This is a genomic window from Paraburkholderia sp. BR10936 (genome assembly GCF_040965735.1).
Classification (GTDB): Bacteria; Pseudomonadota; Gammaproteobacteria; order Burkholderiales; family Burkholderiaceae; genus Paraburkholderia; species Paraburkholderia nodosa_A.
Genome location: NZ_JBFRCM010000004.1, coordinates 455271 through 478371 on the forward strand (window position 1 = coordinate 455271; position 23101 = coordinate 478371).

General features: G+C 67.4%; 21 protein-coding genes. 10 read left to right on the forward strand and 11 right to left on the reverse strand.

Going from position 1 to position 23101, the window contains the following annotated elements; translation table 11 throughout:
- Positions 1-2: 2 nt before the first annotated feature.
- Genes AB4Y36_RS11685 through AB4Y36_RS11695 form a run of 3 tightly spaced genes read right to left on the reverse strand, consistent with a single transcriptional unit; the run spans position 3 to position 5874 of the window.
- Positions 3-1586, reverse strand: coding sequence for an efflux transporter outer membrane subunit (locus tag AB4Y36_RS11685; protein ID WP_368605394.1), 1584 nt, complete (start codon positions 1584-1586; stop codon positions 3-5).
- The gene (locus AB4Y36_RS11690) at positions 1583-4741 is read right to left on the reverse strand and encodes an efflux RND transporter permease subunit (protein WP_368683024.1); all 3159 of its coding nucleotides are present in this window, start codon (positions 4739-4741) and stop codon (positions 1583-1585) included. Before AB4Y36_RS11690 ends, AB4Y36_RS11685 begins: the two co-directional genes overlap by 4 nt.
- On the reverse strand, positions 4738-5874 hold the full coding sequence (locus tag AB4Y36_RS11695; RefSeq protein ID WP_342945796.1) for an efflux RND transporter periplasmic adaptor subunit: 1137 nt from the start codon (positions 5872-5874) through the stop codon (positions 4738-4740). Before AB4Y36_RS11695 ends, AB4Y36_RS11690 begins: the two co-directional genes overlap by 4 nt.
- A gap of 253 nt (positions 5875-6127) precedes the next feature.
- On the opposite strand from AB4Y36_RS11695, the gene AB4Y36_RS11700 reads away from it, so the two are divergent.
- A complete protein-coding gene (locus AB4Y36_RS11700; RefSeq protein WP_069265677.1) occupies positions 6128-6745 on the forward strand; it encodes a TetR/AcrR family transcriptional regulator in 618 nt (205 codons plus the stop codon).
- A 34-nt stretch (positions 6746-6779) separates the two neighbouring features.
- Here AB4Y36_RS11700 and AB4Y36_RS11705 read toward each other — a convergent pair whose 3' ends face one another.
- The 6 genes from AB4Y36_RS11705 to AB4Y36_RS11730 all read right to left on the reverse strand — a co-directional run bounded on the left by AB4Y36_RS11705 (position 6780) and on the right by AB4Y36_RS11730 (position 13240).
- Positions 6780-7010: a DUF2795 domain-containing protein gene (locus AB4Y36_RS11705; protein WP_069265678.1), complete on the reverse strand. Its 231-nt coding sequence runs from the start codon at positions 7008-7010 to the stop codon at positions 6780-6782.
- Positions 7011-7255: 245 nt separating this feature from the next.
- On the reverse strand, positions 7256-7528 hold the full coding sequence (locus tag AB4Y36_RS11710; RefSeq protein ID WP_069265679.1) for a hypothetical protein: 273 nt from the start codon (positions 7526-7528) through the stop codon (positions 7256-7258).
- Between the two features lie 248 nt (positions 7529-7776).
- The gene (locus AB4Y36_RS11715; RefSeq protein WP_368683025.1) at positions 7777-9126 is read right to left on the reverse strand and encodes a C45 family autoproteolytic acyltransferase/hydolase; all 1350 of its coding nucleotides are present in this window, start codon (positions 9124-9126) and stop codon (positions 7777-7779) included.
- A 150-nt stretch (positions 9127-9276) separates the two neighbouring features.
- On the reverse strand, positions 9277-11022 hold the full coding sequence (locus tag AB4Y36_RS11720; RefSeq protein WP_368683026.1) for a ClcB-like voltage-gated chloride channel protein: 1746 nt from the start codon (positions 11020-11022) through the stop codon (positions 9277-9279).
- Positions 11023-11182: 160 nt separating this feature from the next.
- The gene (locus AB4Y36_RS11725; RefSeq protein ID WP_069265681.1) at positions 11183-11917 is read right to left on the reverse strand and encodes a glutathione S-transferase; all 735 of its coding nucleotides are present in this window, start codon (positions 11915-11917) and stop codon (positions 11183-11185) included.
- 246 nt (positions 11918-12163) lie between these two features.
- Positions 12164-13240, reverse strand: a complete 1077-nt coding sequence (locus AB4Y36_RS11730; RefSeq protein WP_368617610.1) for a YeiH family protein — start codon at positions 13238-13240, stop codon at positions 12164-12166.
- A 145-nt stretch (positions 13241-13385) separates the two neighbouring features.
- Between AB4Y36_RS11730 and AB4Y36_RS11735 the strand changes: the two genes are divergently transcribed.
- The 8 genes from AB4Y36_RS11735 (at position 13386) to AB4Y36_RS11770 (ending at position 21076) form a co-directional block, all read left to right on the forward strand.
- On the forward strand, positions 13386-14306 hold the full coding sequence (locus tag AB4Y36_RS11735; protein WP_069265683.1) for a LysR family transcriptional regulator: 921 nt from the start codon (positions 13386-13388) through the stop codon (positions 14304-14306).
- A 155-nt stretch (positions 14307-14461) separates the two neighbouring features.
- Positions 14462-15259, forward strand: a complete 798-nt coding sequence (locus AB4Y36_RS11740) for a TIM barrel protein (protein WP_069265684.1) — start codon at positions 14462-14464, stop codon at positions 15257-15259.
- Between the two features lie 62 nt (positions 15260-15321).
- Positions 15322-16290, forward strand: coding sequence for a sugar kinase (locus tag AB4Y36_RS11745; RefSeq protein ID WP_368683027.1), 969 nt, complete (start codon positions 15322-15324; stop codon positions 16288-16290).
- Positions 16291-16388: 98 nt separating this feature from the next.
- Positions 16389-17672: an MFS transporter gene (locus AB4Y36_RS11750; protein ID WP_368683028.1), complete on the forward strand. Its 1284-nt coding sequence runs from the start codon at positions 16389-16391 to the stop codon at positions 17670-17672.
- Between the two features lie 21 nt (positions 17673-17693).
- Entirely contained in the window at positions 17694-18659 is a 966-nt protein-coding gene (locus tag AB4Y36_RS11755; RefSeq protein WP_069265687.1) for a D-glycerate dehydrogenase, read from the forward strand.
- On the forward strand, positions 18656-19753 hold the full coding sequence (locus AB4Y36_RS11760) for a LacI family DNA-binding transcriptional regulator (RefSeq protein WP_368683029.1): 1098 nt from the start codon (positions 18656-18658) through the stop codon (positions 19751-19753). Before AB4Y36_RS11755 ends, AB4Y36_RS11760 begins: the two co-directional genes overlap by 4 nt.
- A 114-nt stretch (positions 19754-19867) precedes the next feature.
- The gene (locus tag AB4Y36_RS11765; RefSeq protein WP_368683030.1) at positions 19868-20677 is read left to right on the forward strand and encodes a YhfC family intramembrane metalloprotease; all 810 of its coding nucleotides are present in this window, start codon (positions 19868-19870) and stop codon (positions 20675-20677) included.
- A gap of 33 nt (positions 20678-20710) precedes the next feature.
- A complete protein-coding gene (locus tag AB4Y36_RS11770) occupies positions 20711-21076 on the forward strand; it encodes a DUF3022 domain-containing protein (RefSeq protein WP_368683031.1) in 366 nt (121 codons plus the stop codon).
- A gap of 69 nt (positions 21077-21145) precedes the next feature.
- Here AB4Y36_RS11770 and AB4Y36_RS11775 read toward each other — a convergent pair whose 3' ends face one another.
- Both AB4Y36_RS11775 and AB4Y36_RS11780 read right to left on the reverse strand, forming a co-directional pair.
- Positions 21146-21580, reverse strand: coding sequence for a PGDYG domain-containing protein (locus tag AB4Y36_RS11775; protein WP_368605381.1), 435 nt, complete (start codon positions 21578-21580; stop codon positions 21146-21148).
- Positions 21581-21739: 159 nt separating this feature from the next.
- Positions 21740-22291 carry a Spy/CpxP family protein refolding chaperone gene (locus AB4Y36_RS11780; RefSeq protein WP_368605380.1) on the reverse strand — a complete coding sequence of 184 codons (552 nt, stop codon included), beginning with the start codon at positions 22289-22291 and terminating at the stop codon, positions 21740-21742.
- Between the two features lie 224 nt (positions 22292-22515).
- Here AB4Y36_RS11780 and AB4Y36_RS11785 point away from each other — a divergent pair, with 224 nt between their 5' ends.
- Complete coding sequence (locus AB4Y36_RS11785; RefSeq protein WP_042265707.1) at positions 22516-22980, forward strand: Lrp/AsnC family transcriptional regulator; 465 nt, start codon at positions 22516-22518, stop codon at positions 22978-22980.
- The last annotated feature ends 121 nt before the right edge of the window (positions 22981-23101 follow it).

Here is a 23101-nt window from a genome sequence, read left to right on the forward strand (position 1 = left end):
TGTTACTTGCCTTGTGCGGCGGCTCCAGCGTCCGATGCGGGAGCGGCAGCGGCCGTGTCCGTCCCGCGCCCGCTGCCGAGCGTCGCCGGGTTGACCGGCGGATTGCCCATCGCCTGGAAGAGGGCGGCCGTATCGGCAAGCCGGGTGCCGCGGTAGCGGATTTCGTCGAGCCGCGCGTTACGCCATTGCTGCTCGCTTTGGCGCACCGCGTACCACGGCACCGCGCCCAACCTGTAGCGCGCGTTGGTGTCCTCGTAGACGCCCTGGGCCGTGCGTGCCGAGGTACTGGCTGCGTCGAGCGCCTGGGCGTCGTGATCGAGCGCGGCGAGACGATCGGCGACATCCTGGAACGCCGTGAGCACCGTTTGCTTATAGGTGTCATTGGCTGCCTCATAGGACTGCAACGCCGCACGCCGCTGCGCAACGAGTGCGCCGCCGTGGAAAATCGGCTGCGAAAGCGAAGCGCCGATCGCCCACAGCGCGCCCGCGCCGGAAGTCACCACCGGCCAGCTGAAGCCGCCCTGGCCGAGCGCCGCCGAAAGCGTGATGCTCGGGTACATTTGCGCGGTGGCGGCGCCGACGCCCGCCGCGGCCGCCTTGAGCGTGGCTTCGGCGGCTTCGATGTCGGGTCGGGTTCTCAGGAGTTCTGAGGGGATGACTACCGGTACCTGCGCGGGCAAGGTCAGGCTGGCGAGATCGAGGTCGGGCGGCGCCTGGTCGGGTGTGCGGCCGATCAGCACGGCGAGCGCATGGCGCTGTGCGACCCATTGCTGACGCAGCCCCGGCAGGCTCGCCGCGAGCGACGCCGCGCTCTGCTGCGCGCTGAGCAGATCGGTGCGCGAGGCCGAGCCGAGCGCGTAGCGCTTTTGCACGTCGTCGGCCTGCGCATTGGCGAGCGCGATCAGCTGTTCGGTCGTGTCGATCTGCGCATGCAGCGTTGCCGCGCCGAGCGCACTTGCCACGATGTTCGCCGCGAGCGCGCGCTGCGCGGCCTCGAACTGGAACGCCTGCACGTTCACGCGCGAGGCGAGCGCCGCGTTGTTCAGGCGGGTCGCGCCGAACACGTCGAAGGTGTAGCGAACGTCGATCAAGCCCGCAAAAATCGCGTATTGCAGCCGGTCGATGCCGAACTGTGGGATCGCGGGTTGCTGCTGGCGTTGCGCGATGCCGATGGCGTCGACCGTCGGCAGCAGCGAGCTGCCGATCTGGCCGCGCAACTGCTCGCGCGCCGCTTGCAGGTTGTGGTCGGCGGCGGCGAGGTTCGGGCTGTTGGCGAGGCCCTCGTTCACGAGCGCATCGAGCGCGTCGCAGCCGTAGAGCGTCCACCATTGCGGCACCGGTTCCGCGCCCGTCACGAACTGCTGCGCGACGCCCTGGGCGGCGACCGTCTGTGCCGGTTGCGCCTGCACACCGTAGTGCTCGGGCTGCGGCATGGCGGGCGGCTCACCGGTCGGTCCCATCGCGCAGCCGGCCAGCGCGAGCGCGGCGCATGCGGCGAGCAAGCCGGGCGCGTGCGGAAAACGTGTTGCGGGCGAACGCGCCGTTGCACGCGGGCCCGACGCCAATGTCGAAGAATCCGTCTTCATGATGCCTGTTCCGGCGTCTTGCCGGTCTCGTCAGTCTCGCTGCTGCTCACGCGGAACGCGGCCGCGTAAGCCGCGGGCAGGAAAAACAGCGTGAGCACGGTCGCAATCGTGATGCCGCCCATTAGCGCCGTCGCCATCGGCCCGAAGAAGTTCGAACGCAAGAGCGGGATGAGCGCGAGCACGGCGGCCGCGGCGGTCAGCATGATGGGCCGGAAGCGGCGCACCGTGGCGCCCACCACGGCGTCGAAGCGCTTGTGCCCGGCGCGGATGTCCGTTTCGATCTGGTCCACGAGGATCACCGAGTTGCGCATGATGATCCCGAACATGGCGATCACGCCCAGCATGGCCACGAAGCCGAACGGCTGCCCGAACAGGAGCAGGGCGATCACCACGCCGATCAGACCGAGCGGTGCGGTCAGCACGACCATCAGCACGCGCGTGAGGCTTTGCAGCTGGATCATGAGCAGGGTGAGCACGGCAATGGCGAGCACCGGCAACTGCGCGAAGATGGACGCCTGGCCCTTCGCGCTTTCCTCGACGGAGCCGCCCACCTCGATGTGGTAGCCGGGCGGCAGCGCGCGCTTGATCGACTCCAGTTTGCCGTCGAGCGCATGCGTGACGTCGATGCCCTGTGCGCCCGCTCGCACGTCGGACTGCACGGTGATCGTCGGCTGCCGGTCGCGCGACCAGATCACGCCGTACTCCAGATCGTTGGCGAGATGCCCGAGCGCTCCGAGCGGCACCGGGCCGTTGGGCGTAGGCATGGCGAGCGTGAGCAGGCGGGCCGGATCGACGCGCTCGGCAGCGGGCGAGCGCAGATCGACGCTGATGAGCTTGTCGCGCTCGCGAAACTGCGTGACGGTATAGCCCGAATACGTCATCTGCAGGAAGTTGGCGATGTCCTGCGACGAGACATTGAGCGCGCGCGCCTTTTGCTGGTCGATCTGGAAGTGCAGCGAGCGTCCCGCCGGTTCGTCCCAGTCGAAACTGACGTTGTCGGTGCGCGAATCGGCGTGCATCGTCGCCGCCACCTTGTTCGCGATGTCGCGCACGGTCGGAATGTCGTCGCCGCTCACGCGGAACTGCACGGGGTAGCCGACCGGCGGCCCGTTCTCGAGCCGCGAGAGGCGCGTGCGGATGGCGGGGAACTTGTCGCGCAGCATCGGTTCGAGCCAGCTGGCGAGCTTTTCGCGATCTTCGACCGACTTCGTCGTGATCACGAACTGCGCAAAATTGGGCTGCTGCAACTGCTGATCGAGCGGCAGATAGAAACGCGGCGCCCCGGTGCCGACGAAATCGATGAAATGGTCGATCTCGGGGCGGCCCTTGATCGCCGCTTCGAGGCGCTTCGTCTGGCGCAGCGTCGCATCGATCGAGGCGCTTTCGGGCAGGCGCACGTCCACGAGCAACTCGGGCCGGTCGGAACTCGGGAAGAATTGCTGCGGCACGAGCTTGAAGCACGCGAGCGCGGCCACGAACAGCGCGATGGTCAGCACGAGCACGATGGCATGGCGCTCGATGCACCAGCCGATCCAGCCACGCAGCCGCCGATAGAAACGCGTGTCGTAGATCTCGTGCTCGTGATCGTCGCCATGGGCGGCGTGCGCCGCATCCGGATCGGGCTTGCGCTCCGGCAACAGCCGGTAGCCCAGCAGCGGAATCAGCACGACGGCCGCGAACCACGAGGCGATCAGCGCGATGGCGGACACCTGGAAGATCGAGCGGGTGTACTCGCCGGTGCTCGACCTCGCGAGCACGATGGGCAGGAAACCCGAAACGGTGACGAGCGTGCCGGTCAGCATCGGGAACGCGGTGCTGGTGTAGGCGAATGCAGCGGCGCGCGTGCGGTTCCAGCCCTGTGCGAGCTTCACCGCCATCATCTCGACGGAAATGATGGCGTCGTCGACGAGCAGGCCGAGCGCGAGCACGAGCGTGCCGAGCGAGACCTTGTGCAGACCGATGCCGAAGAGGTACATCGCGAGCGAGGTGACGGCGAGCACGATCGGAATGGTGATGACCACCACCATGCCCGTGCGCACGCCCAGCGAAACGAGGCTCACGAGCAGCACGATGCCCACGGCCTCGGCCACGGCTTCGACGAAGTCGTCCACCGAGCGCGAGACCGCATCGGGCATGCTCGACACCTCCACGAGCCTCAGGCCCGCGGGAAGTTGCGCGCGCAACTGCTCGACGCGCGCATCGAGCGCCTTGCCGAGACGGATCACGTCGCCGCCCGGCTGCATCGTGAGGCCGATACCGAGCACGGCCTGGTTCTGGAAGCGCATCTGCGTGGCGAGCGGCTCGTCGTAGCCGCGCCGGATCGTCGCGATGTCGCCGAGGCGAAACGTGCGGTCGTTCACGCGGATCAGTGTATCGGCGAGCGCCTCGAGGTCCTCGTACTGGCCGCTCGGGCGCACGAACACGCGGTCGTCGGCGGTCGTGAGCGTACCTGCGGCGGAGACGCTGTTCTGCGCGCCGATCACCTGGCCGAGTTGCGTGGGCGAAATGCCGAGGAGGCGTGTGAGCTGCGTGTTCGGAATTTCGATGTAGATGCGCTGCTGCGGATCGCCGAAATAATCGACCTTGCCGACGTCGGGCACGCGCAGCAGCTGCTCGCGCAGCTTGTCCGCGTAGTCGTGCAGTTGCGCGGGCGAAAAGCCGTCGCCCTCCAGCGCGTAGATGTTGGTGTAGACGTCGCCGAACTCGTCGTTGAAGAACGGCCCTTGCACGCCCTGGGGCAGCGTGTACGCGATGTCGCCGACCTTCTTGCGTACCTGGTACCAGGTCTCACGCACTTCGCTCACGGGCGCGGAGTCCTTCATCGTGAAGAACACGAGCGATTCGCCGGGCCGCGAATAGCTGCGCAGAAAGTCGATATAAGGCGTTTCCTGCAGCTTGCGGCCGATGCGGGTCGTCACCTGATCCTCGACCTGGCGCGCGCTCGCGCCGGGCCAGAAGGTCTGGATGACCATCACGCGGAACGTGAAGGGCGGGTCTTCCGATTGCGCAAGACGCGTATAGGCGAGCGCGCCAAAGATCGTTGCGAGCGCAACGAGAAAGGTGACGAGTGCCCGATGCCTCAGCGCCCACGCCGACAGGTTGAAGCGGCCCTCTTCGTGATCGGCGCCGGGGCCCGAGTCCGTCGTCTGGCTCATGACGCGAAGTCCTCGGGATGCAGCGGCGCCACCGGCCGTACCTGCTCGCCCGCGTGGACGGTATGGACGCCTTGCAGCACGATGCGTTCGCCGTCCTGCAATCCGCCCGCCACGGTGATCGTGCGCGCGTCGTAGCGCGCGATGTTCACACGCCGCAATTGCAGCACGTTGTCGGGCGCGTGGACGACCCAGATGGCGGGCGCTGCGCCGTCGTGGAAGAGCGCGGTGGCCGGCACGGTAAACGCGGCCGGCGCGTTGGCCTCGCTCGGTGCCGCGAACGCCACGTTGGCGGTCATGCCGAGACGCACGTCGGCATCGGGACGTTCTAGCGTGAGCCTCGCGCGCCACGTGCGGCTTTGCGGGTCCGCCGCCGCGGCGAGTTCGCGCAGGCGCGCCGTGTAGTGGCGGCCGGGCAGGGCGCCGAGCGTGACCTGCGCGGTGTCGCCGGTGTGCAGCGCGGCCACGGCGCGCTCTGGCAGGTCGCATACCACGTCGACGTCGCCGCTCCATGCGAGCTGGTAGACGGCCTGGCCGGCCTGCACGTTCTGGCCGGTGTCGGCGTTTTCGGCGGTGATGACGCCCGCGTGGTCCGCTACGATCTGTGTGTAGCGCAACTGGTTCTTTGCCAGCGCGAGCTGCTGCTGCGCCTGATCGCGCTGGGCCGCGGCCGATGCGTAGGCATCCTGCGTTTGTTCGAGCTGCGCGCGGGCGATGAGATTGGCCGCCGACTGGGCCGTGTCGCGATCGAGCTGCTGCTTCGCGAAGACGAGGCGATGCTGCGCGGCGTCGAATTGGGCCTGCGCGCTGGCCGCGTTCTTTTCGAAATCTGCAGGATCGAGCCGCGCGAGGGTCTGGCCGGGCTTGACGCTGTCGCCCAGGCGCACGCTGCGCTCGATGATCTTGCCGTTCACGCGAAACGAAAGCGGCGTGGCGTTGCGCGCCTCGATATCGCCTGGATAGACGGGGCTCACGCCGCCGCCGTCGGGGTGCACGGTCATCGAGACGACCGGGCGCGGCTGCGGCGGGGCTTCCTTTTCCTTGCCGCAGGCAGCCAGCGCGGCCACACCGAGCACGAGAAACACATTCGCGGCATGCCGCCACGGTGCACTGAACTTACCGGTACCACTGCGCATTCTGCTCGATGCGCCACGACCGCGACGATTCACCTGGACCTCGATAGGCTGGGTGCGCACGCAGACCGCAATGCCGCCGGACCGGTTGCGCCGCCGTTGAGTCGCGGGCGCGGCGCGGCTCGCGCACCGACCCGGACTTGGGATGATGAGCCGGATTCTAATACAACCTTGTATCTGAGTGCGAAACTGAATCCGAGGAATGTTTCAGTGCTAGACTCGCGTCCATCCGTGATACATAGCGACGCCCCACGCCATGAAGCGCATTCGACTCACCCGCGAACAAAGCCGCGACCAGACGCGCGAGCGCCTGCTCGACGCCGCGCAGGCCGTGTTCATGAAAAAAGGGTTCGTGGGCGCGAGCGTCGAGGACATCGCGCACGCGGCGGGGTACACGCGCGGCGCGTTCTACTCGAACTTTTCGGGCAAGTCGGACCTGCTCGTGGAACTGCTGCGGCGCGATCACGAAGCCATGCAGACCGACCTGCGCGCCATCTTCGAGACCGAGGTCTCGCGCGAGCAGATGGAGGCGCGCGTGCTCGCCTACTACAGCCGCATGCCGCAGGACAACAAGGTCTTCCTGCTGTGGGTGGAAGCCAGGCTGCTGGCTGCGCGCGACGCGCGCTTTCGCACGCGCTACAACGCCTTCATGAAGGAAAAGCGCGAGAGTCTTGCCGTGTACATCGAGGAGTTTGCGGCGCGTGCGGGCATGCCGGTGCCGCTCGATCCCCAATTGCTCGCGCTCGGGCTGATGGGGCTGTGCGACGGGGTGCAGTTTCTCGCCACGGCCGATCCGCAGCATGTCACGCCGCCAGTCGTCGAAGCCGTGCTGGGGACTTTCCTCGCGCGCGTGGTGTTCGGCCGCGACGCGTGAACCCGGCGTGCACGCAGCCCACGACGCGCGCGCGTCAGGAGCCGAGGCCAGGGCCGTAGTTGCTGCCGATCAGCCGCGTAACGGACGCGACGTCCTGATAATCCTGCTCGGGCATGCCGTCGAGGATGCCGAGCACCTCGTTGCTCGCGCCGGCCTCGCGCGCGGCGTCCACGAGTTCGTCCTTGTTGGCGGGCCAGCGCACCTCGCGCAGCACGTCGGCGAATTGCAGATCGATGGGTTCGTCGGGAATGCGAGAGGCTGACATGCGTGGCGTCCTTTGCGCGGGCGGCCGGCGTTGGCGGTCTGCGTCGTCGTCTCGTTTGTTGTGCGGTTTGTTTTTCAGATTTTGTTCGCGCCCGGTCTGCTTTGCGGCGCGCAGCGCTAGCGCCGCGCCTCAAGCATACACAATCCGACTCGCACGCCCTCGCGGCGTGCGCACGCGCCGCTCATTTGCCGCTCATGCGCCACTTTTGTTTGCCGCTTGTTCGCAAACGGGGGTACCGGTCAGGCTCAGGTCTGCTCGTGCAGGTCCGGGCTGAGCGTCTTGTCCAGCCGATGCGACCTGGGCAGCGTGAGGTACTCCCAGTGTTGCGGACCGTTTGCGGTCGCGGGCACGTTGGGGGCAGGGGGCGCGACGGGGGCGTCGTAGGCGTGGGACTGTCCACTTGCGAGCGGGATGTGCGCGCTGGTCGGGGTGACCGGTGAGTCCTGCGCGGTACGTACCGGAGCGGCGAAGCAGGACGCCGACAACAGCACGGTGGTCATCAGTGTCGAGGTTTTCATCGCTCGACCTCCTTTCTCATGCGGCCCACAGGTCGCAGCAAGCGCCGTACCGCATCCGCCAGCGTGGGTTGGCGGCGCAGGCAGCCGCGCCAGCCGGGGCGGCCAGGCGCGCCGCTACGCGAAGGCGCAACGAGCCGCCTGGACGGCTCATGTGCGCGACGCGCATACGGAAATACCATGATGGCAGGAAATGACCCGACACGTCTCGAACGCGCGTGCTTTTTTGCCGGCACTGCCGCTACGCGGGACTAAGGCGAGGGCCTGCGCAGCGCCTCGAAGCGCGTCCAGGGCCACGACGGGCGGTCGCGCATATAGCCGTTGAGCCAGTTCCATTGCGGGTGGCGCTGCATGAACGCCTGGGCGTCGAACGGGCGGCCGCAGGGATGGCCCCAGCGCGCCCAGAACGACAGATCGCGCGCCATTTCGCTGTCGACTACCTTGCCGTCGTTCGCGCCCCACGGGTTGAACGGCCCGTGGTCGGCGCCGCCGAAGCGCGCGTCGTCGAGTTCGAGATGGCCGCAGATCGTGCGCGAGCACGGGTTGTCGCTACGCTCGAGGTAGACGTCGTGGTGGTCCGCGATCATCGCCTTGGCGAGTTCGGCGTCGATCGCCCCGCGGTGCTCCTGCGCGAGTTGCATGAAGCGCAGGCGGCGCGCGCCGTTGCGGCGCACGTCGGTGTAATCGTCGGCTTCGCCGGTGCACTCCTGGTTGCGGATCTTGAGGTCCGTGGCCGCGTTGAAGCCGCTGTAGAAGCCGTCTTTCGTGCTCTCGAAACCCGCGTGCTGCAGGCCCAGTTCGTAGCGCGCGATCTCACCCGTTTTGGTGTCGCCGAGCAGCCAGCTGTTCACATAGCCCGCGTTGTTCGCCTGCGCGAACATCTCGCACCATTGCGCAATGCTCGACGCATACTGCGTCGCCCGTCGCGAGCGATAGAACTCAGGCGCGCCGTTCGCGCGGTAGCCGACGAAGTTCGAGATGGTCGTCTCCGTCACCATCAGGCCCGCGCCGTTGATCCAGAAGTCGGTGAGACTCGAGATGCAGCCGGGCAGGCCCTGCATGAGGATACGGTGCCCCGAGTCGGGCACGATGTCGAACACGATATTGAAGGCATCGCCGGCCGCGTAGCGGTCCCACGAGTTGTGCGCCATGACGATGCGGCCGTCGCGCGTCGCGCTGCCCGTCGCGATGAAGGCGCTGCAATGGTGGCCGCGCCGCCCGCGCCAGGGGCGCACCGCGGGCTGCGCTTGCTGTGTCGCAACATGAACCGGCCACCAGCTCTGCAGCAGGTCCATGTAGCCGTTCCAGGCGAGCACTTCGGCGAACTTGAGACCGGCGCCGTCGGCGATGCCCTGGATCTCGTCGGCGAATTCGGTGTCGAGGCGCGGCGCGAACTGCACGATCGCGGCGTCGACGAAGGTGTCGAAGTCCTCGCCCGTGTCCCACTTCGCGAGGTAGCGCGCGGTGCGAATCGCATTGCGGATTTCGGTGGCGAGCAATTTGCCGTGCTGCTCGCCGCGGTCGTACGGCTCGCCCTGCAAGTGCAAGAATATCCAGCCCGCGTGGTCGCGGCGTACGGCTTCGAGTGAGGGTTCGCTCATCTTCGCTCCGGTCATCCCCGCGTCGATTCTCGCTGGCCCCCTGTGCGCACGACGGTGCGCGCACGCACAGCGCGGGCCGCGAAGCGCGTTTCCCTCTAGATTCTAGAAAATCCGCTGCGCTTTGCCACGCGCCTCGCGCGCGGGCGAAGCCTACCGCTCCGCGTTCATGCGCTGATAGGCATCGAGCAGCGACGTCTTGTACACCACGCCCGCGAGCGTCGGCTCGCGCGTGCTTTCGACTACGGGCAGACGCTCGCCCTGAAACGACATGAAGTGCTGCAGGCCGACGGCGAGCGGCATGTCGGGCGTGAGCACGTCGAACGTCGGCTTCAGGTAGTCGCGGGCGTGCTTGTGCGCGGTATCGCGCTTTTGCAGCAGGTCCGAGGTGATGTCGGCGAGCGCGACTGCGCCGAGAAAGCGTCCCGTCTCGTCGGTCACGTAGAGGTACTTGACCGGATATTCGAGGAATACGCGCGTCATCTCCTGCACCGTGGCGCTCTCCAGCACGACAGTCTGCGCGGGGCGCACCAGCTCGCGCATCTGCGTCATGCGCAGGCGCATGCGTTCGGCTTCCTCGCGGTTGCGATGCAGCGTGATTTCGTACATCGACGCCTTGCCGATCGCGCGCGCGACGAAATACGCAACGACGCACGAGAGCATCAGCGGCAGCACCACCTGATAGCTCAGCGTCATCTCGAAGATCATCAGAATCGCCATGAGCGGCGCCTGGGTCGCGCCCGCGAGGAACGCGCCCATGCCCACCATCGCGTAGGCGTACGACGCCGAGGTGCCGTCGGGCCAGAGCGTGTGCATGCCCTGGCCGAACAGGCAGCCGAGCACGGCGCCCATGAAGAGCGTCGGCGTGAACACACCGCCCACGGCGCCCGAGCCGACCGTCGCGGCCGTCGCGATGAGCTTGAAAACGAGCACCGTGGCGAGCGCCGTCCAGGTCCACGGCGAATGGAGGATGGAGTTCACGACGCTATAGCCGTTGCCCCACACCTCGGGCGTCCACACCGAAAGAATGCCGACCACGAGACCGCCGAGCGCGAGCCGCACGGGCAGCGGCGCGTTGATGCGCCCAAAGCCCTTTTTCGCGGTGGCCATCATCATGAGGAACTGCGGGGCGAGCGCGCCGCAAAGGAGGCCGAGCGCCACGAAGAGCAGCACCTCGACGCCCGTCACCGGCGGGAACACGGGCATCTCGTACGGCGGCTTGTAGCCCGCGAACTCGCGCATCGTGATGTTGGCGACCACGGAGGAAACGACGATCGGCCCGAAGCTTTCCATGACAATGGAGCCGAGCACGATTTCGGTCACGAAGAAGGCGCCGGCGATGGGCGCGTTGTACGCCGAGGTGATACCGGCCGCCGCGCCGCACGCGACGAGCAGGCGCAGCCGCGACGGATCGAAGTGGACCCAGCGGCCGATCAGCGAAGCGGCGAGGGCGGCGAGCTGCACCATCGGGCCTTCACGGCCGATCGAGCCGCCGCTCGCGATCGTGAAGAGCGACGAGAGGCTGCGCCAGATGCTCGTGCCCACGGGCATGACGCCGTCGCCGATCGCCACCGCCTCGATGTAGTCGGCGTGCATCGCCTTGCCGCTGCTGCCGGGCGCCTTGCGCCGCGCGAGCAGCAGCAGGCATCCCGCGATGAAGCCGCCTGCCGCCGGCATCCAGATGCGCCGGTGCCACGGCAGGTGACGCGCCATCTCGACGAGGCTGCCTTCGCTGCCCGCGAAGAGCATCTGCACATACGCGATGCCCTCGCGAAAGATCACGGTCGCAAACGCGCCCGCCACGCCGACGATGACCGACCAGATCAGCATCGTATGGGCGTCGGACAAGCGAAAGAGATCGCGGGCGCGGGTGCGCAGTTTCAGCAGGAATGACAGCACGGCGGGCAGGTCAGGTTACGGGTGAAAGAAAGCCGCGCGTGCGCGCAGGGCGCGACGTGCGGCGGGAAGCATAACGGGTCAATGCAGCAACTGCGCGGCAATTGCGCGCCGCGTGCACGAAACCAGGCGGTGGCGGACGCCTTCCTCGGCCCGCGCGCATTCAGCGCACGGCCCGGTCGAGTTCGGGGTAGTGCCGGAAGATGCCCGTTTCGTTGAACGGCAGCCGCCGCTCCGAGTCGAGATAGGCGGCGATATTCGGGCGCTTGGCCACGGCGTCGCGCAGCGCGACGACATGCGGATAGTGATCCGCGAAATGCTTCGTCGCTTTTGGAAAGGCGTAGCGCAGGCCCTCGACGATCTGAAACATCGACAGATCGACATAGCTGAGCGCGTTGCCCACCATGTGGCGCGGGCCTTCCGGATTCTGCGCGAGCACGCGCTCGAAATAGCTCATGAATTTCGGAATGCGATGCGCGATGAAATCCGCCGAGCGCGCCTTCGCTGCGTCCTTCTGGTCCTCGTAGTAGAGCCCGCTCGCGATCGGATGATGAGTGTCGTGCGCTTCGGTCACGAGGTCCGCGATCGTCAGTTGCAGGCCGTTCGCGACGATGCGCAAGCTCTCGTCGCGCGGCGCGAGCTTGAGCTTCGGGCCGAGATAGAAAAGGATATTGGCGGTTTGCGGCACGATCAGGTCGCCGTCCTTGAGGAAGGGCGGGGCGTAGGGCGGATACGGTTCGTCGCTCTCCAGTTCGCCCATCATCGCGCCGATGCCGAGGCCGTCCTTCTTCTCGCCGCGCGCCACGTCCACGTAGGGCGCCTGCGCCTCTTCCAGCGCGAGCCGCACGAATTCGCCCCGGCCCTGCAGACCGTCCCAGTAATAGAGTTCGTATGCCATCGGTCGTCCCCTTGCGTTCATGGCCGTGCTCGCCACGGCCCGCGCGGCCGCTGCCCACGCAACGGGCAGCAACGCACAGTATCGCTCGCAACGCTCGCGCCTGGTTCGCGTGTGGCGTGCGCACGCGAGATGGCGTAAGGGGGCCGCGCGCAGAAACGCAAACAGCCCCGCCGCAGGCGGGGCCGGTGGCCGGGAGCGCCGGCGCACAAGGGATCGGGTCGGGGCGCGCGGCCCTCGGGCGCCGGGTCATCCGAACAGGCGCTGCACGCCCCAGGTGATCGCGAGACCGCCGCCGACCAGCCAGAGGTAGATGATGAAACCGGCGGTCAGCGCCCGCGGGCCGGCCTGGCGAATCTGCGAGACACGCGTCTCGATGCCGAGGGCCGTCATCGCCATGGTCAGCGCGAAGGTGTCGAGCGTGTTGACCGCGTGGGTGGCCGTCTCGGGCAGCACGTGGAGCGAATTGACGATCACGAGCGCGAGGAAGCCGAGCGCGAACCAGGGCACCGCGAGCTTGCGCGCGCCGCCTTGGCTGGCGTGGCCGTCGGCCGTTGCCTTGCTGCGCGCCGAGCGATTGAGCCACACGCCGAGCACGAGCAGCACAGGCACGAGCAGCATCACGCGCGTCATCTTGACGATGGTGGCGATGTGCGTGGCCTCCGGGCTCACGTTGCTCGCGGCGCCCACCACCTGCGCGACCTCGTGAATCGTGCCGCCGAAGAAGAGCCCGGCGCCGAGCGTGTCCAGATGCAGCCAGCCCGCGCGGAACAGCACCGGGTAGAGGAACATCGAAAGCGTGCCGAACAGCACGACGCTGCCGACAGCCATGGCGCTCTTATGCGGCTTCGATTGCAATGTGGATTCGAAGGCGAGCACGGCCGCTGCGCCGCAGATCGCGCTGCCGGCCGCCGTGAGAATGGCGGTGTCGCGGTCGAGCTTGAGCAGTTTCATGCCGACCCAGGTGCCGATCACGAGTGTGCTCACGACGATCACGACCGACTCGACGAGCCCCGGCACGCCGACCTGGGCGATTTCCTGCAGGCTCACGCGCAGTCCGAAGAACGCCACGGCGATGCGCAGCAGCTTGCGCGCGGAGAAGTTCACGCCGGCGGCCCAGCTTTCGGGCATGCCGTCGCGAAGCGCATTGCCGTAAATCGCGCCCGCGACGATGCCGACGATCAGCGGGCTCATGCCGAGCCCGGCGATCGCGGGCAGCGACGCGACACTGGTGACGGCGGCCGCGAACAGCGCGACGAACAGGACGCCGTTGAGCTGCCCGCGGGTGGACGGCGATGATGCGTGCGCAAGACTGGGTGTGGACATGACGGCCTCTCTACCGGGCGATGCGGCGGAAAAATGGGGTAGCGAACAGGTCGCTATCGAATGGCCTAATCCTAATTTAGGTATATCGATATGAAAAATCGTGATTTGTGACGTAATATATAGGACAACACGATGGTTTCCCCCGATGACCCCGGAACAACTGATAACTTTCGCTGCTGTCGCCGAGCATCTCAATATCAGTCGAGCTGCACTGGCACTGCATTTGTCGCAGCCGGCCGTTTCGGGCCAGTTGCGGCTGCTGCAGGAGGAGATCGGTGAGCCGCTGTATCAGCGCGACGGCCGGGGGGTGCGCCTCACGCCCACAGGCGAACAGCTCGCGGGCTACGCAGCGCGCCTGCGCGACACCTGGCGCGACGCGCTCACCTACCGCGACGCGTTGCGCGGCCTCGAGCGCGGCACGCTGCGCATCGGCGCGACCACCACGCCCGCGAGCTACCGGCTGCCGTATCTGGTGGCGCAGTTCCACGGCCGCTATCCGCAGGTCAAGCTCGAGACGTCGAGCGGAAATTCGACGGACGTCGTAGGCATGCTCGGCGCGGTCGATATCGCGCTGATCGAGGGCCCGGTGGGCGAGCAACTGCCGCCGGATACCGCCGTGCATGCCTGGCACGAGGACGAAATCGTCGCGATCGTGCCGCGCTCTCACGCACTGGCGTCGCAGCTCGACGCGCAGGGGGAGACGGCCGCCGCGATGCCGGCCATCACGGTGGGAGCGCTCGCGCAGTGGCCGCTGGTCCTGCGCGAGGATGGCTCGGGCGTGCGCCAGGTGGTCGAGCGGGCGTTCGCTCGCGCCGGCGTGCCCATGCGCGTTGCGCTGGAGATCGCGGGCGTGGAGGGCGTGAAGGAGGCGGTGCGAGCAGGTATGGGCATCGGCTTCGTATCGGCCATGTCGATGCGTCACGAGAACGGCGCCTTGCGGCAGATCCGCCTTGGGCCCGAGCCGCTTGCGCGGCGCTTTTCCATCCTGGTGCCGCACGCGGGCGCGGCTTCGCGCGTTGCGCAGCGCTTCCTGGAACTGTGTCTCGCCGATGTTCCTGGCGCCTGATCCACCAGACCCAGGGCAATCCAGAATGGCGGCCCAGGCGGCTAACGCGCACTATCCGCTCTAATTAACCGGCGCGCAGGCGCTTTTTTTCGGGCTGGATTTGGAACCGGTTCCAAAAAACGAAGTGCGCGACGGCAGGCAACGGGATGACGGCAATGGCGGAAGTAGCAATCGTGGCGAGCGCGTTCGGGGCGCAGGCAATCTGGCGTGACGGTCACGCGGCGTGGAGCCGGCTCGCGCGGCGCGCGGGCGCGCACGCGTTCGAGGTGCGGCGCGAGCTGATGCACGATGCCGACGCGCAGCCCGAAGCGCTGCGCGCGCTCGGAAAGGCGCTTGCGGACGAAGGGTTGTGGCGCGTCTGGTCCACACCGGACGCGCTCTATGGCGACGATGGCGCGCTAAACGAGGCGGCGCTTGGCGCCGCGGTCGCCGCGGGACGGGCGCTCGGTGCGCGTTTCGTGAAGCTGCAACTGGGCGGTTTCTCCGGCGACGCCAGCGCGGCGCGCCTCGCGAGCCTGCTCGAAGCACTGGGCGCACGCACGGGCGACACCGTTGACGCGCGCAACGGCCCGCGCGTCGTCGTCGAGAACGGCCAGCTCGAGCAGGGTGGCAAGCTCGACCAGTTCATCGGCCTCTTCAACGCGCTGCGCGACGGCGGCGCGCCGGGTGTGATCGGGATGACATTCGACATCGGCAACTGGCAATGGCCGGGCGAGCCGCCGCTGCTCGCCGCCGCCGCGCTCGCGCCGCACGTCGAATACATCCATTGCAAGGCCGTGGTGGGCGAGGGCGCGCGCCGCTTCGCTGCCGCGCCGGGCGACGACGACGCGCTGTGCCGCGCCGCACTCGCGCTGCTGCCGACACACGTGCCGCGCGGCATCGAGTTTCCGTTCGATCCGGCGCGCGTACACGCAGACGCCGCGCATTACGTCGAATGGCTCGCGGCCGCTTGAGCGCCGCGCGAAGCCTCGAAACCGCGCACCAGACTCCATACGATTCATCAGGAACGCATCTCATGACCGAAGCACTCGATGTCATCACCTACGGCGAAGCGATGGCGATGTTCGTCGCCACGGAGCCGGGTCCGCTCGCCCAGGTCGCGCATTTCACGAAGCGCGCGGCGGGTGCGGAGCTCAATGTCGCGACCGGCCTCGCGCGCCTCGGTTTCAAGGTGGGCTGGATGAGCCGCGTGGGGGCCGACTCGTTCGGCCAGTTCGTGCGCGACGTGCTCGCGCACGAAGGCATCGACGCGCGTTGCGTGAGCACCGACACGCGCTTTCCGACCGGCTTCCAGCTCAAGTCGAGGAACGACGACGGCAGCGATCCCGCTGTCGAGTATTTCCGTCGCGGCTCGGCGGCGAGCAAGCTCTCGGCTCGCGACTATCAGGCCGACTATGTGCTCGGCGCGCGCCATCTGCACCTGAGCGGCGTGGCGCCCGCCATCTCTTCCTCTTCACGCGAACTGGCGTTCAAGCTTGCACACGAGATGCGCGCCGCGGGGCGCACGATCTCGTTCGACCCGAATCTGCGCCCGACGCTGTGGGGCTCGCAAGCCGAAATGGTTGGCACGCTCAACGAACTCGCGAGCTTCGCCGACTGGGTACTGCCCGGCGTCGGTGAAGGCCTTGTGCTGACGGGTTCGGACGACCCGGAAGCCATCGCGCAGTTCTATCTTGCGCGCGGCGCACGCGGCGTGATCGTGAAGCTCGGCGCAGAGGGCGCGTACTACGCCACGGCCGAAGGCGAGCAGGGCCGCGCCGCGGCGCAGCGCGTGGAGCGCGTGGTCGATACCGTGGGCGCCGGCGACGGCTTTGCCGTGGGCGTGGTGAGCGCGCTGCTCGAGGGCCGGTCGCTTGCCGCGGCCGTGGCTCGCGGCAACCGCATCGGCGCGCTGGCCGTTCAGGTGATCGGCGACTCGGAAGGCTTGCCGACGCGCGCGCAGCTCGATGCGCTCGAAGCCGCGCAAACGCAGGCAGCCGCATAGCGGAACAGGCGGCGCAACGCAAAGTGCGGCGCGCCAAACGACATGAGACCAGAGGGCGGCACTGTCAGGTACCGAGCCCCATTCAACTGGAGACACCGATGACCTCAACCTCGCTCGCACCGCGCCGCTGGTGGGCAATCATGCCGATCGTGTTCATCACGTACAGCCTCGCCTATCTCGACCGCGCCAACTACGGCTTCGCCTCGGCGGCCGGCATCAATCGCGATCTCGGCATCAGCCCGGGGCTCTCGTCGCTGATCGGCGCGCTGTTCTTCCTCGGCTACTTCTTCTTCCAGCTGCCGGGCGCCGTGTATGCGGAGCGCCGCAGCGTGCGCACGCTCGTGTTCGTGAGCCTCGTGCTGTGGGGCGGCTGCGCCGCGCTCACGGGCGTTGTCACGAACATTCCGTCGCTCATGGCGATCCGTTTCGTGCTCGGCGTAGTCGAGGCGGCCGTGATGCCCGCCATGCTCATCTTCATCAGCAACTGGTTCACGAAGAAGGAGCGCTCGCGCGCCAACACGTTCCTGATTCTCGGCAATCCGGTCACGGTGCTGTGGATGTCGGTCGTATCGGGCTATCTCGTGCATGCCTTCGGCTGGCGTCACATGTTCATCGCCGAAGGCGTGCCGGCTGTGCTGTGGGCCGTGTGCTGGTGGTTGCTCGTGCGCGACAAGCCCGCACAAGTCAACTGGCTCTCCGACGATGAAAAGCGCGCGCTCGACGCCGCGATGCGCGCCGAGCAGGCCGCCATCAAGCCGGTGCGCAACTATGCCGAGGCGTTCCGCACGCCTGCCGTGATGCTGCTCTCGGCGCAGTACTTCTGCTGGAGCATCGGCGTGTACGGTTTCGTGCTGTGGCTGCCCTCGATCGTGAAGAACGGCTCGGCGCTCGGCATGGTCGAAACGGGCTGGCTCTCCGCCGTGCCGTATCTCGCGGCGACCATTGCGATGCTGGCCGCCTCGTGGGCGTCGGACAAGCTCGACAATCGCCGCGCCTTCGTGTGGCCGTTCCTGCTGGTCGGCGCGCTCGCCTTCGCGCTCTCCTACGCACTCGGCTCGACGCACTTCTGGATCTCGTACGCGCTGCTCGTGGTGGCGGGTGCGGCGATGTACGCGCCGTATGGCCCGTTCTTCGCGATCGTGCCGGAACTGCTGCCGAAGAACGTGGCCGGCGGTGCGATGGCGCTCATCAACAGCATGGGCGCGCTCGGCTCGTTCGTCGGCTCCTATGTGGTCGGGTATCTGAATGGCGCGACGGGCTCGCCTGCGGCATCCTATGCGTTCATGAGCGCGGCGCTGCTCGTTTCAGTGGGCCTCACGCTCGCCGTCAGGCCGCAGCGCGCCGCCGCCCGTGGTTATGCATCCCCGGCTCACGGAAAATAACCTCTCTTTTCTAGCGCACTTATGAAGCCGAAAATCGTTGTCTACAAAGCCTTGCCCGCCGATGTCGCCGACTATCTGCGCGAGCATGCCGAACTGATCGACGTCGATGCCGACCAGCCCGGCGCACTCGCCGCCGCGCTAAAAGACGCCGACGGCGCGATCGGCGCGAGCGTGAAGATCGCACCGGCGATGCTGGACGGTTCGCGCGTGAAGGCGCTCTCCACGATCTCCGTGGGCTACGACCAGTTCGACGTGCCCGATCTCACCAAGCGCGGCATCGTGCTCGCCCACACGCCCGACGTGCTGACCGAATCGACGGCCGACACCGTCTTCTCGTTGATCCTCGCGAGCGCTCGCCGCGTGGTCGAGCTGGCCGACTGGGTCAAGGCGGGCCAGTGGAAGGGCAGCATCGGCCCGGCGCAATTCGGCGTGGACGTGCAGGGCAAAACGCTCGGCATCGTGGGGCTCGGGCGCATCGGCGGCGCCGTGGCGCGCCGTGCCGCGCTCGGCTTCAACATGAAGGTGCTCTACACGAACCGCAGCCCGAACGAAGCGGCCGAGCGCAACTATGGCGCGCGCCGGGTCGAACTCGACGAGCTGCTCGCAAGCGCGGACTTCGTGTGCCTCCAGGTGCCGCTCACCGACGCCACGCGCCATCTGATCGGCGCGGAACAGTTGAAGAAGATGAAGAAGAGCGCGATTCTCATCAACGCCTCGCGCGGCGCGACCGTCGACGAAAAAGCGCTGATCGCGGCGCTCGAAGCTCGCACGATCCACGGCGCGGGCCTCGATGTGTTCGAGCGCGAGCCGATCGATCCCGCGTCGCCGCTGCTGCGCATGCCGAACGTGGTGGCGCTGCCGCACATCGGCTCCGCCACGCACGAGACGCGTCACGCGATGGCGCGCTGCGCAGCGGAGAACCTCGTCGCGGCGCTCGCTGGCACGCTCGATGTGAACGTCGTCAACCGCGAGGTGCTCGCGCGATGAGCATGGCTGCGGGCGGCGCGGATCGCGAGCGTGACGTCGATACGGCGGAAAAGGGCGCCGCGGCCACGGCGCCGCGCCGCGCGACCATCAGCGACGTGGCGCGCGAAGCCGGCACCGGCAAGACCAGCATCTCGCGCTATCTGAACGGCGAGCTGGGTGTGCTTTCGCCCGACCTGCGCGCGCGCATCGAGGCGGCGATCGAGCGGCTCGACTATCGCCCCAACCAGATGGCGCGCGGGCTCAAGCGCGGCCGCAACCGTCTGCTCGGCCTGCTGATCGCCGATCTCGCCAATCCCTATTCGGTGGAGATTCTGCAGGGCGTAGAAGAGGCGTGTCACGCGCTCGGCTACATGCCGCTCATCTGCCACGCGGCGAACGAGATCGACATGGAGCGGCGCTATCTCCAGCTGCTCACCACGTATCGCGTGGAAGGCGTGATCGTCAACGCACTCGGCGTGCGCGAATCGATGTTGAAACCCGTGGGCAGCGGCGGCATTCCGGCCGTGCTGATCGACCGGACCGTCGACGGCCTCGATGCGGACATGGTCGGCCTCGATAACGCGGCGGCCGTGCGCCTCGGCGCGGAGCATCTGCTTGCGCGCGGCTATGACGACATCGTGTTCGTCGTGCAGCCATTCGAACAGGTGAGTTCGCGGCGCGAGCGCGAAGCGGCGTTTCGCGAGTCGATGCAGGCTACGAAGGGCGCGGCCCGCGGCCTCACGCACGTGCTCGATCTCCATGACGAAGCCACCGTGCAAACCGCGCTCGCGGCGCTCGACACCCACGTGGCCCAGGCGCTGGCACGCGGTGCGCGGTGCGCGCTGTTCGCGGCCAATGCGCCGGTGGCGCTGCGCCTCGCCTTGCATCTGAAAGCGGCCCTCGGCGCGCAGTGGCAGCAGCGCGTGGCGCTCGTCGCCATCGACGATCCGGAGTGGGCCGAGCTTGCCGGCATCACGACGATCCGCCAGCCGACGCGCGAGATCGGCTATCGCGCGGTGGAGTTTCTGCACGAGCGCATCGAGGGCGCGGCGCCCAAGGCACGCGCGGCGGCCTTCGAGGGCGAACTGGTGGTGAGGGCTTCGACGCTGGGGTGAGGACGGCGCGATTGCGGGGCTCTCGCGCAGCCGGGGCTGCGCGCAAGCGCCGATATCTGCGATCATGCGGGCTGCGGCGCGCGTGCGTGCGTGCCGAACGTCATAAGGAAGCCCATGTCCGTAGCTCCGATCACGCTCGTCTGCCTATCGCTTGCGACGCTGTTTGTCGCCGCCTTGCCCGTATCGCTGTATCGCCGGCTGCGTGTGCCGTTCGCGCTCGACTGGCGCGATACGATCACGGGCGTCGCCATCTTCGCGTTGTTCGTGGCTGTGATCGAGCGCGCCATCAACGACTACATGCTGCACGGCAACGCCGCCGTCGCGCAGGTCCTTTCGAACCCCGTTTTCTTCGTGCTGTACGGCGCGCTCGCGGCGGGCGTGTGCGAGGAGGTCGGGCGTTATATCGCCATGCGGCTCATCGCGCGCCGCGGCGCAGGCAAGTCCAACGCGCCCGCAGACAGCTCGGCCTTCGGCTACGGCATCGGCCATGCGGGTGCGGAGGCGTGGTTCGTCGGCGTGCTCGTGCAGTTGCAATGGATCGTGTTCGCGGTGCTCGCGAATCGCGGCAATCTCGACGAGCATCTCTCCAATCTCACGATGGACTCGGTCTTGCGCGTGCATCTGATTCTCGCTAGCCTTTCGCCGCTTTTCGCGGGCGTCTTTGCGCTCGAGCGCACGGCCGCGTTCGTGTTCCAGATTGCCTTGTCGGTGCTGATGTGGCGCGGTGTGCGCGCGGGATGGAAGGGGATTTTGCCGCTCGCGATCCTCGTGCACGCGCTCATCGACGTGCCTGCCGCGATGTATCAGGCGCGTCTCGTGCCGCTCGTGGCCGTGGACGGTTTGTATGCGGTGGCGGCCGTGGTGGTCGCCGTCGTGCTTTTCAGGACGTGCCGCCCGCAGCGGCGCGTCGCACGCGCGGCGTAAGTGCGCGCGTCTTACTTCTTTTTTCTGGCGTCAATGGAAGCCTATCTGTTTGAATGCGCGAGCCCCGAATTCGACGAGCTCGTCCGCGTGATCGCCGACATCTTTCCCGAGCAGACGCGCTTTGCCGAAGAGCCGAATGAAAACGGCGTGCCGCAACTGGTCGTGCACTGGGTGGCGATGCGCTTCGGCTCGAAGGCGCGCCGCATGGTGCTCACGGTGGCAATCGCACCCGCCGCGCTCGCACGCTATCGCGCATTGCCGCCGCGGCTGCGCGGGCGCAGCTTCGCGGTGTTGCGAGCCTGGGTGGAGGCGACGATCGAATCGCTCGAGGAACAGCACGCGAAGGGCGAAGACGTGCCGCGCGAGGTGACGATCGCGCTGGACGAAGAATTTGCGTAAAGCGCTTGCTCGAAGCGCATTGGCTTGAAGCGATGGGCGCAGTGCGCCCAGTTTGCGTTGCGCTGAGATTCAGTCGGCGAGCTTGTAGACCTTGGCGAAACGTGCGGCCTGCACGACGCCATAGTCGCCGGGTGCGTATTGCATGACCCAGTCGCCGGCCACGCCGCCAAGCCGGTCGCCGCCGGCAGAACGCACGAGCGTGAACGGCTCGTCCATGCGCCTTGCGAGCACCACGACCTGGTGGTTGCGATACGCGCCTGCCTCGCCGTGAGCGAGGGTGTCGCTCGCGGGCAGATACTTCGCATCGAACCGGTCGCGCGAGACGACCCAGCGATCGCCGGTCGAACCGGTGATGATCGCGTCGCCGGGCGCATAGCGGTTCGGGCCTTCGAGGCTCATCAGCTCGCCGGCAACGGCCGCAAACTCGACGCTCACGGTCTCGTCCTTGACGACGCGCTGTGCGGCGGGGTCGACACGCAGGTCGAGTTGGGTCAGTTCAATCATGGCGGCAGCAGCGGACGGGCTTCACAAAAAGCGGCTTTCAAAGAAGCGACGGCCGGGCGAAACTGCCCGGCCGTCGCGCGGTCCGCAAGGGTACCCTGGATTGGGCCGTTGCGCACGCATGGGAGCGCGGCCCGATTCGCGGGTGCGTCTTACTCCTTCTTACTGCGCGGCCGGCGTGCTGGCCGCTTCGGTGTCGCTCGTTGCGTCGCCTGCCGAAGGCTTGGCCTTGCCCTTGTGCTTCGGATGGCCCGGCTTGCCCGACGGGCCGTGCTCATTGCCGTGGCGGAAGGACTGATCGGCGAGCTTCTTCTGTTCCGGCGAGAGGCTCGTGTAGAGCGGCTCGAACGCCGAGACGAGCTTCTGCATGTCGTCCGCGTGTGCCTGGGCGATCTGCGCATACTGCTTCATGTCGTCGAGCGCGTTGCGCGAGCTTTCGCTCTCCGCGCGCTGCTTGAAGAGATTCGCCATGGTCTCGCCGTTGCTGCGCATGGTGTCGGCGAACGTCTTCCATTGCGGTTCTTGCTCGGGCGTGATCTTGAGCTGCGTGTGCAGCCACGTGATGCGCTCCTCGACACGCTGCTGATGCTGCGCGGCGCGCACATCGGCGCTCGACGCGGCCGCGGCGGTTGCCGAAGCGGCCGGCGCAGCGCTTTGCGCGAACGCGCCGCTCATCGAGAGCGAGACGGCAAGGATGACGAAAGCTTTCTTCATTGTGACTCCTTGAATCATTTCGTAGCGGGTAGCATGGCCAGAATGGCTGCAGGCGCTATTAGTACCACGTTCTCGCTTCGCGACGCCCCGGCTGCGACACTTGCTTACAAACGAAACGCGTGGAAATACCCGTCGCGCAGGACTTGCGCGACGCGAGCGCCGCCGGCGTGCTCAGCCGCGCGCGATAATGACGCCGTTCAGACTTCCCATACAGACACCGCCCGATGAGACCTCCGCGCCTCGATCAACTCGACGACCTCGACCGCAGCCTCGTCGCGCTGCTGCAGGAAAATGCGCGCGAAAGCGTCGCGAATCTCGCACGGCGCCTGGGCGTCGCGCGCACCACGGTGCTTGCGCGCATCGAGCGGCTCGAACGCACTCAGGTGATCGCCGGCTACGGCGTGCGCCTCGGCCAGGATGTGCTCGACGCGAGCCTGCAGGCGTGGGTCGGACTCATCATCGCGCCGCGCCATGGGCCCGATGTGCAAAAGCGCCTCGGCAAGATGCCCGAAGTGCAGTTGCTGTGCGCGGTAAGCGGCGAGTACGACTACGTGGCGTGGCTGCGCGCCGATTCGCCCGACCGCCTCAACGATCTGCTCGACCAGATTGGCGGCATACCCGGCGTGGAACGCACGACCACATCGATCGTGCTTGCGCGCAAGGTCGATCGCGGCTCGGTGACGGGCTGAATCGAGGGCTGAGCCGCGGCCCGAACGGCGAGGTCTTCGTCATCGAAAATGAATGGTTTCGTCATTTCGACGAGAACGGTCGTCAGAATGACGAAAATGGCGGTCGAAACGCATCGTTTTG

Excerpts from the sequence above, each read along its gene's own strand:
- AB4Y36_RS11750 (WP_368683028.1), top strand. The coding sequence starts at position 16,389 with ATGACCTCAACCTCGCTCGCACCGCGCCGCTGGTGGGCAATCATGCCG.
- AB4Y36_RS11770 (WP_368683031.1), top strand. The coding sequence starts at position 20,711 with ATGGAAGCCTATCTGTTTGAATGCGCGAGCCCCGAATTCGACGAGCTC.
- AB4Y36_RS11715 (WP_368683025.1), bottom strand. The coding sequence starts at position 9,126 with ATGAGCGAACCCTCACTCGAAGCCGTACGCCGCGACCACGCGGGCTGG.
- AB4Y36_RS11755 (WP_069265687.1), top strand. The coding sequence starts at position 17,694 with ATGAAGCCGAAAATCGTTGTCTACAAAGCCTTGCCCGCCGATGTCGCC.
- AB4Y36_RS11760 (WP_368683029.1), top strand. The coding sequence starts at position 18,656 with ATGAGCATGGCTGCGGGCGGCGCGGATCGCGAGCGTGACGTCGATACG.
- AB4Y36_RS11730 (WP_368617610.1), bottom strand. The coding sequence starts at position 13,240 with ATGTCCACACCCAGTCTTGCGCACGCATCATCGCCGTCCACCCGCGGG.
- AB4Y36_RS11690 (WP_368683024.1), bottom strand. The coding sequence starts at position 4,741 with ATGAGCCAGACGACGGACTCGGGCCCCGGCGCCGATCACGAAGAGGGC.
- AB4Y36_RS11745 (WP_368683027.1), top strand. The coding sequence starts at position 15,322 with ATGACCGAAGCACTCGATGTCATCACCTACGGCGAAGCGATGGCGATG.
- AB4Y36_RS11710 (WP_069265679.1), bottom strand. The coding sequence starts at position 7,528 with ATGAAAACCTCGACACTGATGACCACCGTGCTGTTGTCGGCGTCCTGC.
- AB4Y36_RS11700 (WP_069265677.1), top strand. The coding sequence starts at position 6,128 with ATGAAGCGCATTCGACTCACCCGCGAACAAAGCCGCGACCAGACGCGC.
- AB4Y36_RS11785 (WP_042265707.1), top strand. The coding sequence starts at position 22,516 with ATGAGACCTCCGCGCCTCGATCAACTCGACGACCTCGACCGCAGCCTC.
- AB4Y36_RS11775 (WP_368605381.1), bottom strand. The coding sequence starts at position 21,580 with ATGATTGAACTGACCCAACTCGACCTGCGTGTCGACCCCGCCGCACAG.
- AB4Y36_RS11735 (WP_069265683.1), top strand. The coding sequence starts at position 13,386 with ATGACCCCGGAACAACTGATAACTTTCGCTGCTGTCGCCGAGCATCTC.
- AB4Y36_RS11695 (WP_342945796.1), bottom strand. The coding sequence starts at position 5,874 with ATGCGCAGTGGTACCGGTAAGTTCAGTGCACCGTGGCGGCATGCCGCG.
- AB4Y36_RS11685 (WP_368605394.1), bottom strand. The coding sequence starts at position 1,586 with ATGAAGACGGATTCTTCGACATTGGCGTCGGGCCCGCGTGCAACGGCG.
- AB4Y36_RS11780 (WP_368605380.1), bottom strand. The coding sequence starts at position 22,291 with ATGAAGAAAGCTTTCGTCATCCTTGCCGTCTCGCTCTCGATGAGCGGC.
- AB4Y36_RS11725 (WP_069265681.1), bottom strand. The coding sequence starts at position 11,917 with ATGGCATACGAACTCTATTACTGGGACGGTCTGCAGGGCCGGGGCGAA.
- AB4Y36_RS11740 (WP_069265684.1), top strand. The coding sequence starts at position 14,462 with ATGGCGGAAGTAGCAATCGTGGCGAGCGCGTTCGGGGCGCAGGCAATC.
- AB4Y36_RS11765 (WP_368683030.1), top strand. The coding sequence starts at position 19,868 with ATGTCCGTAGCTCCGATCACGCTCGTCTGCCTATCGCTTGCGACGCTG.
- AB4Y36_RS11705 (WP_069265678.1), bottom strand. The coding sequence starts at position 7,010 with ATGTCAGCCTCTCGCATTCCCGACGAACCCATCGATCTGCAATTCGCC.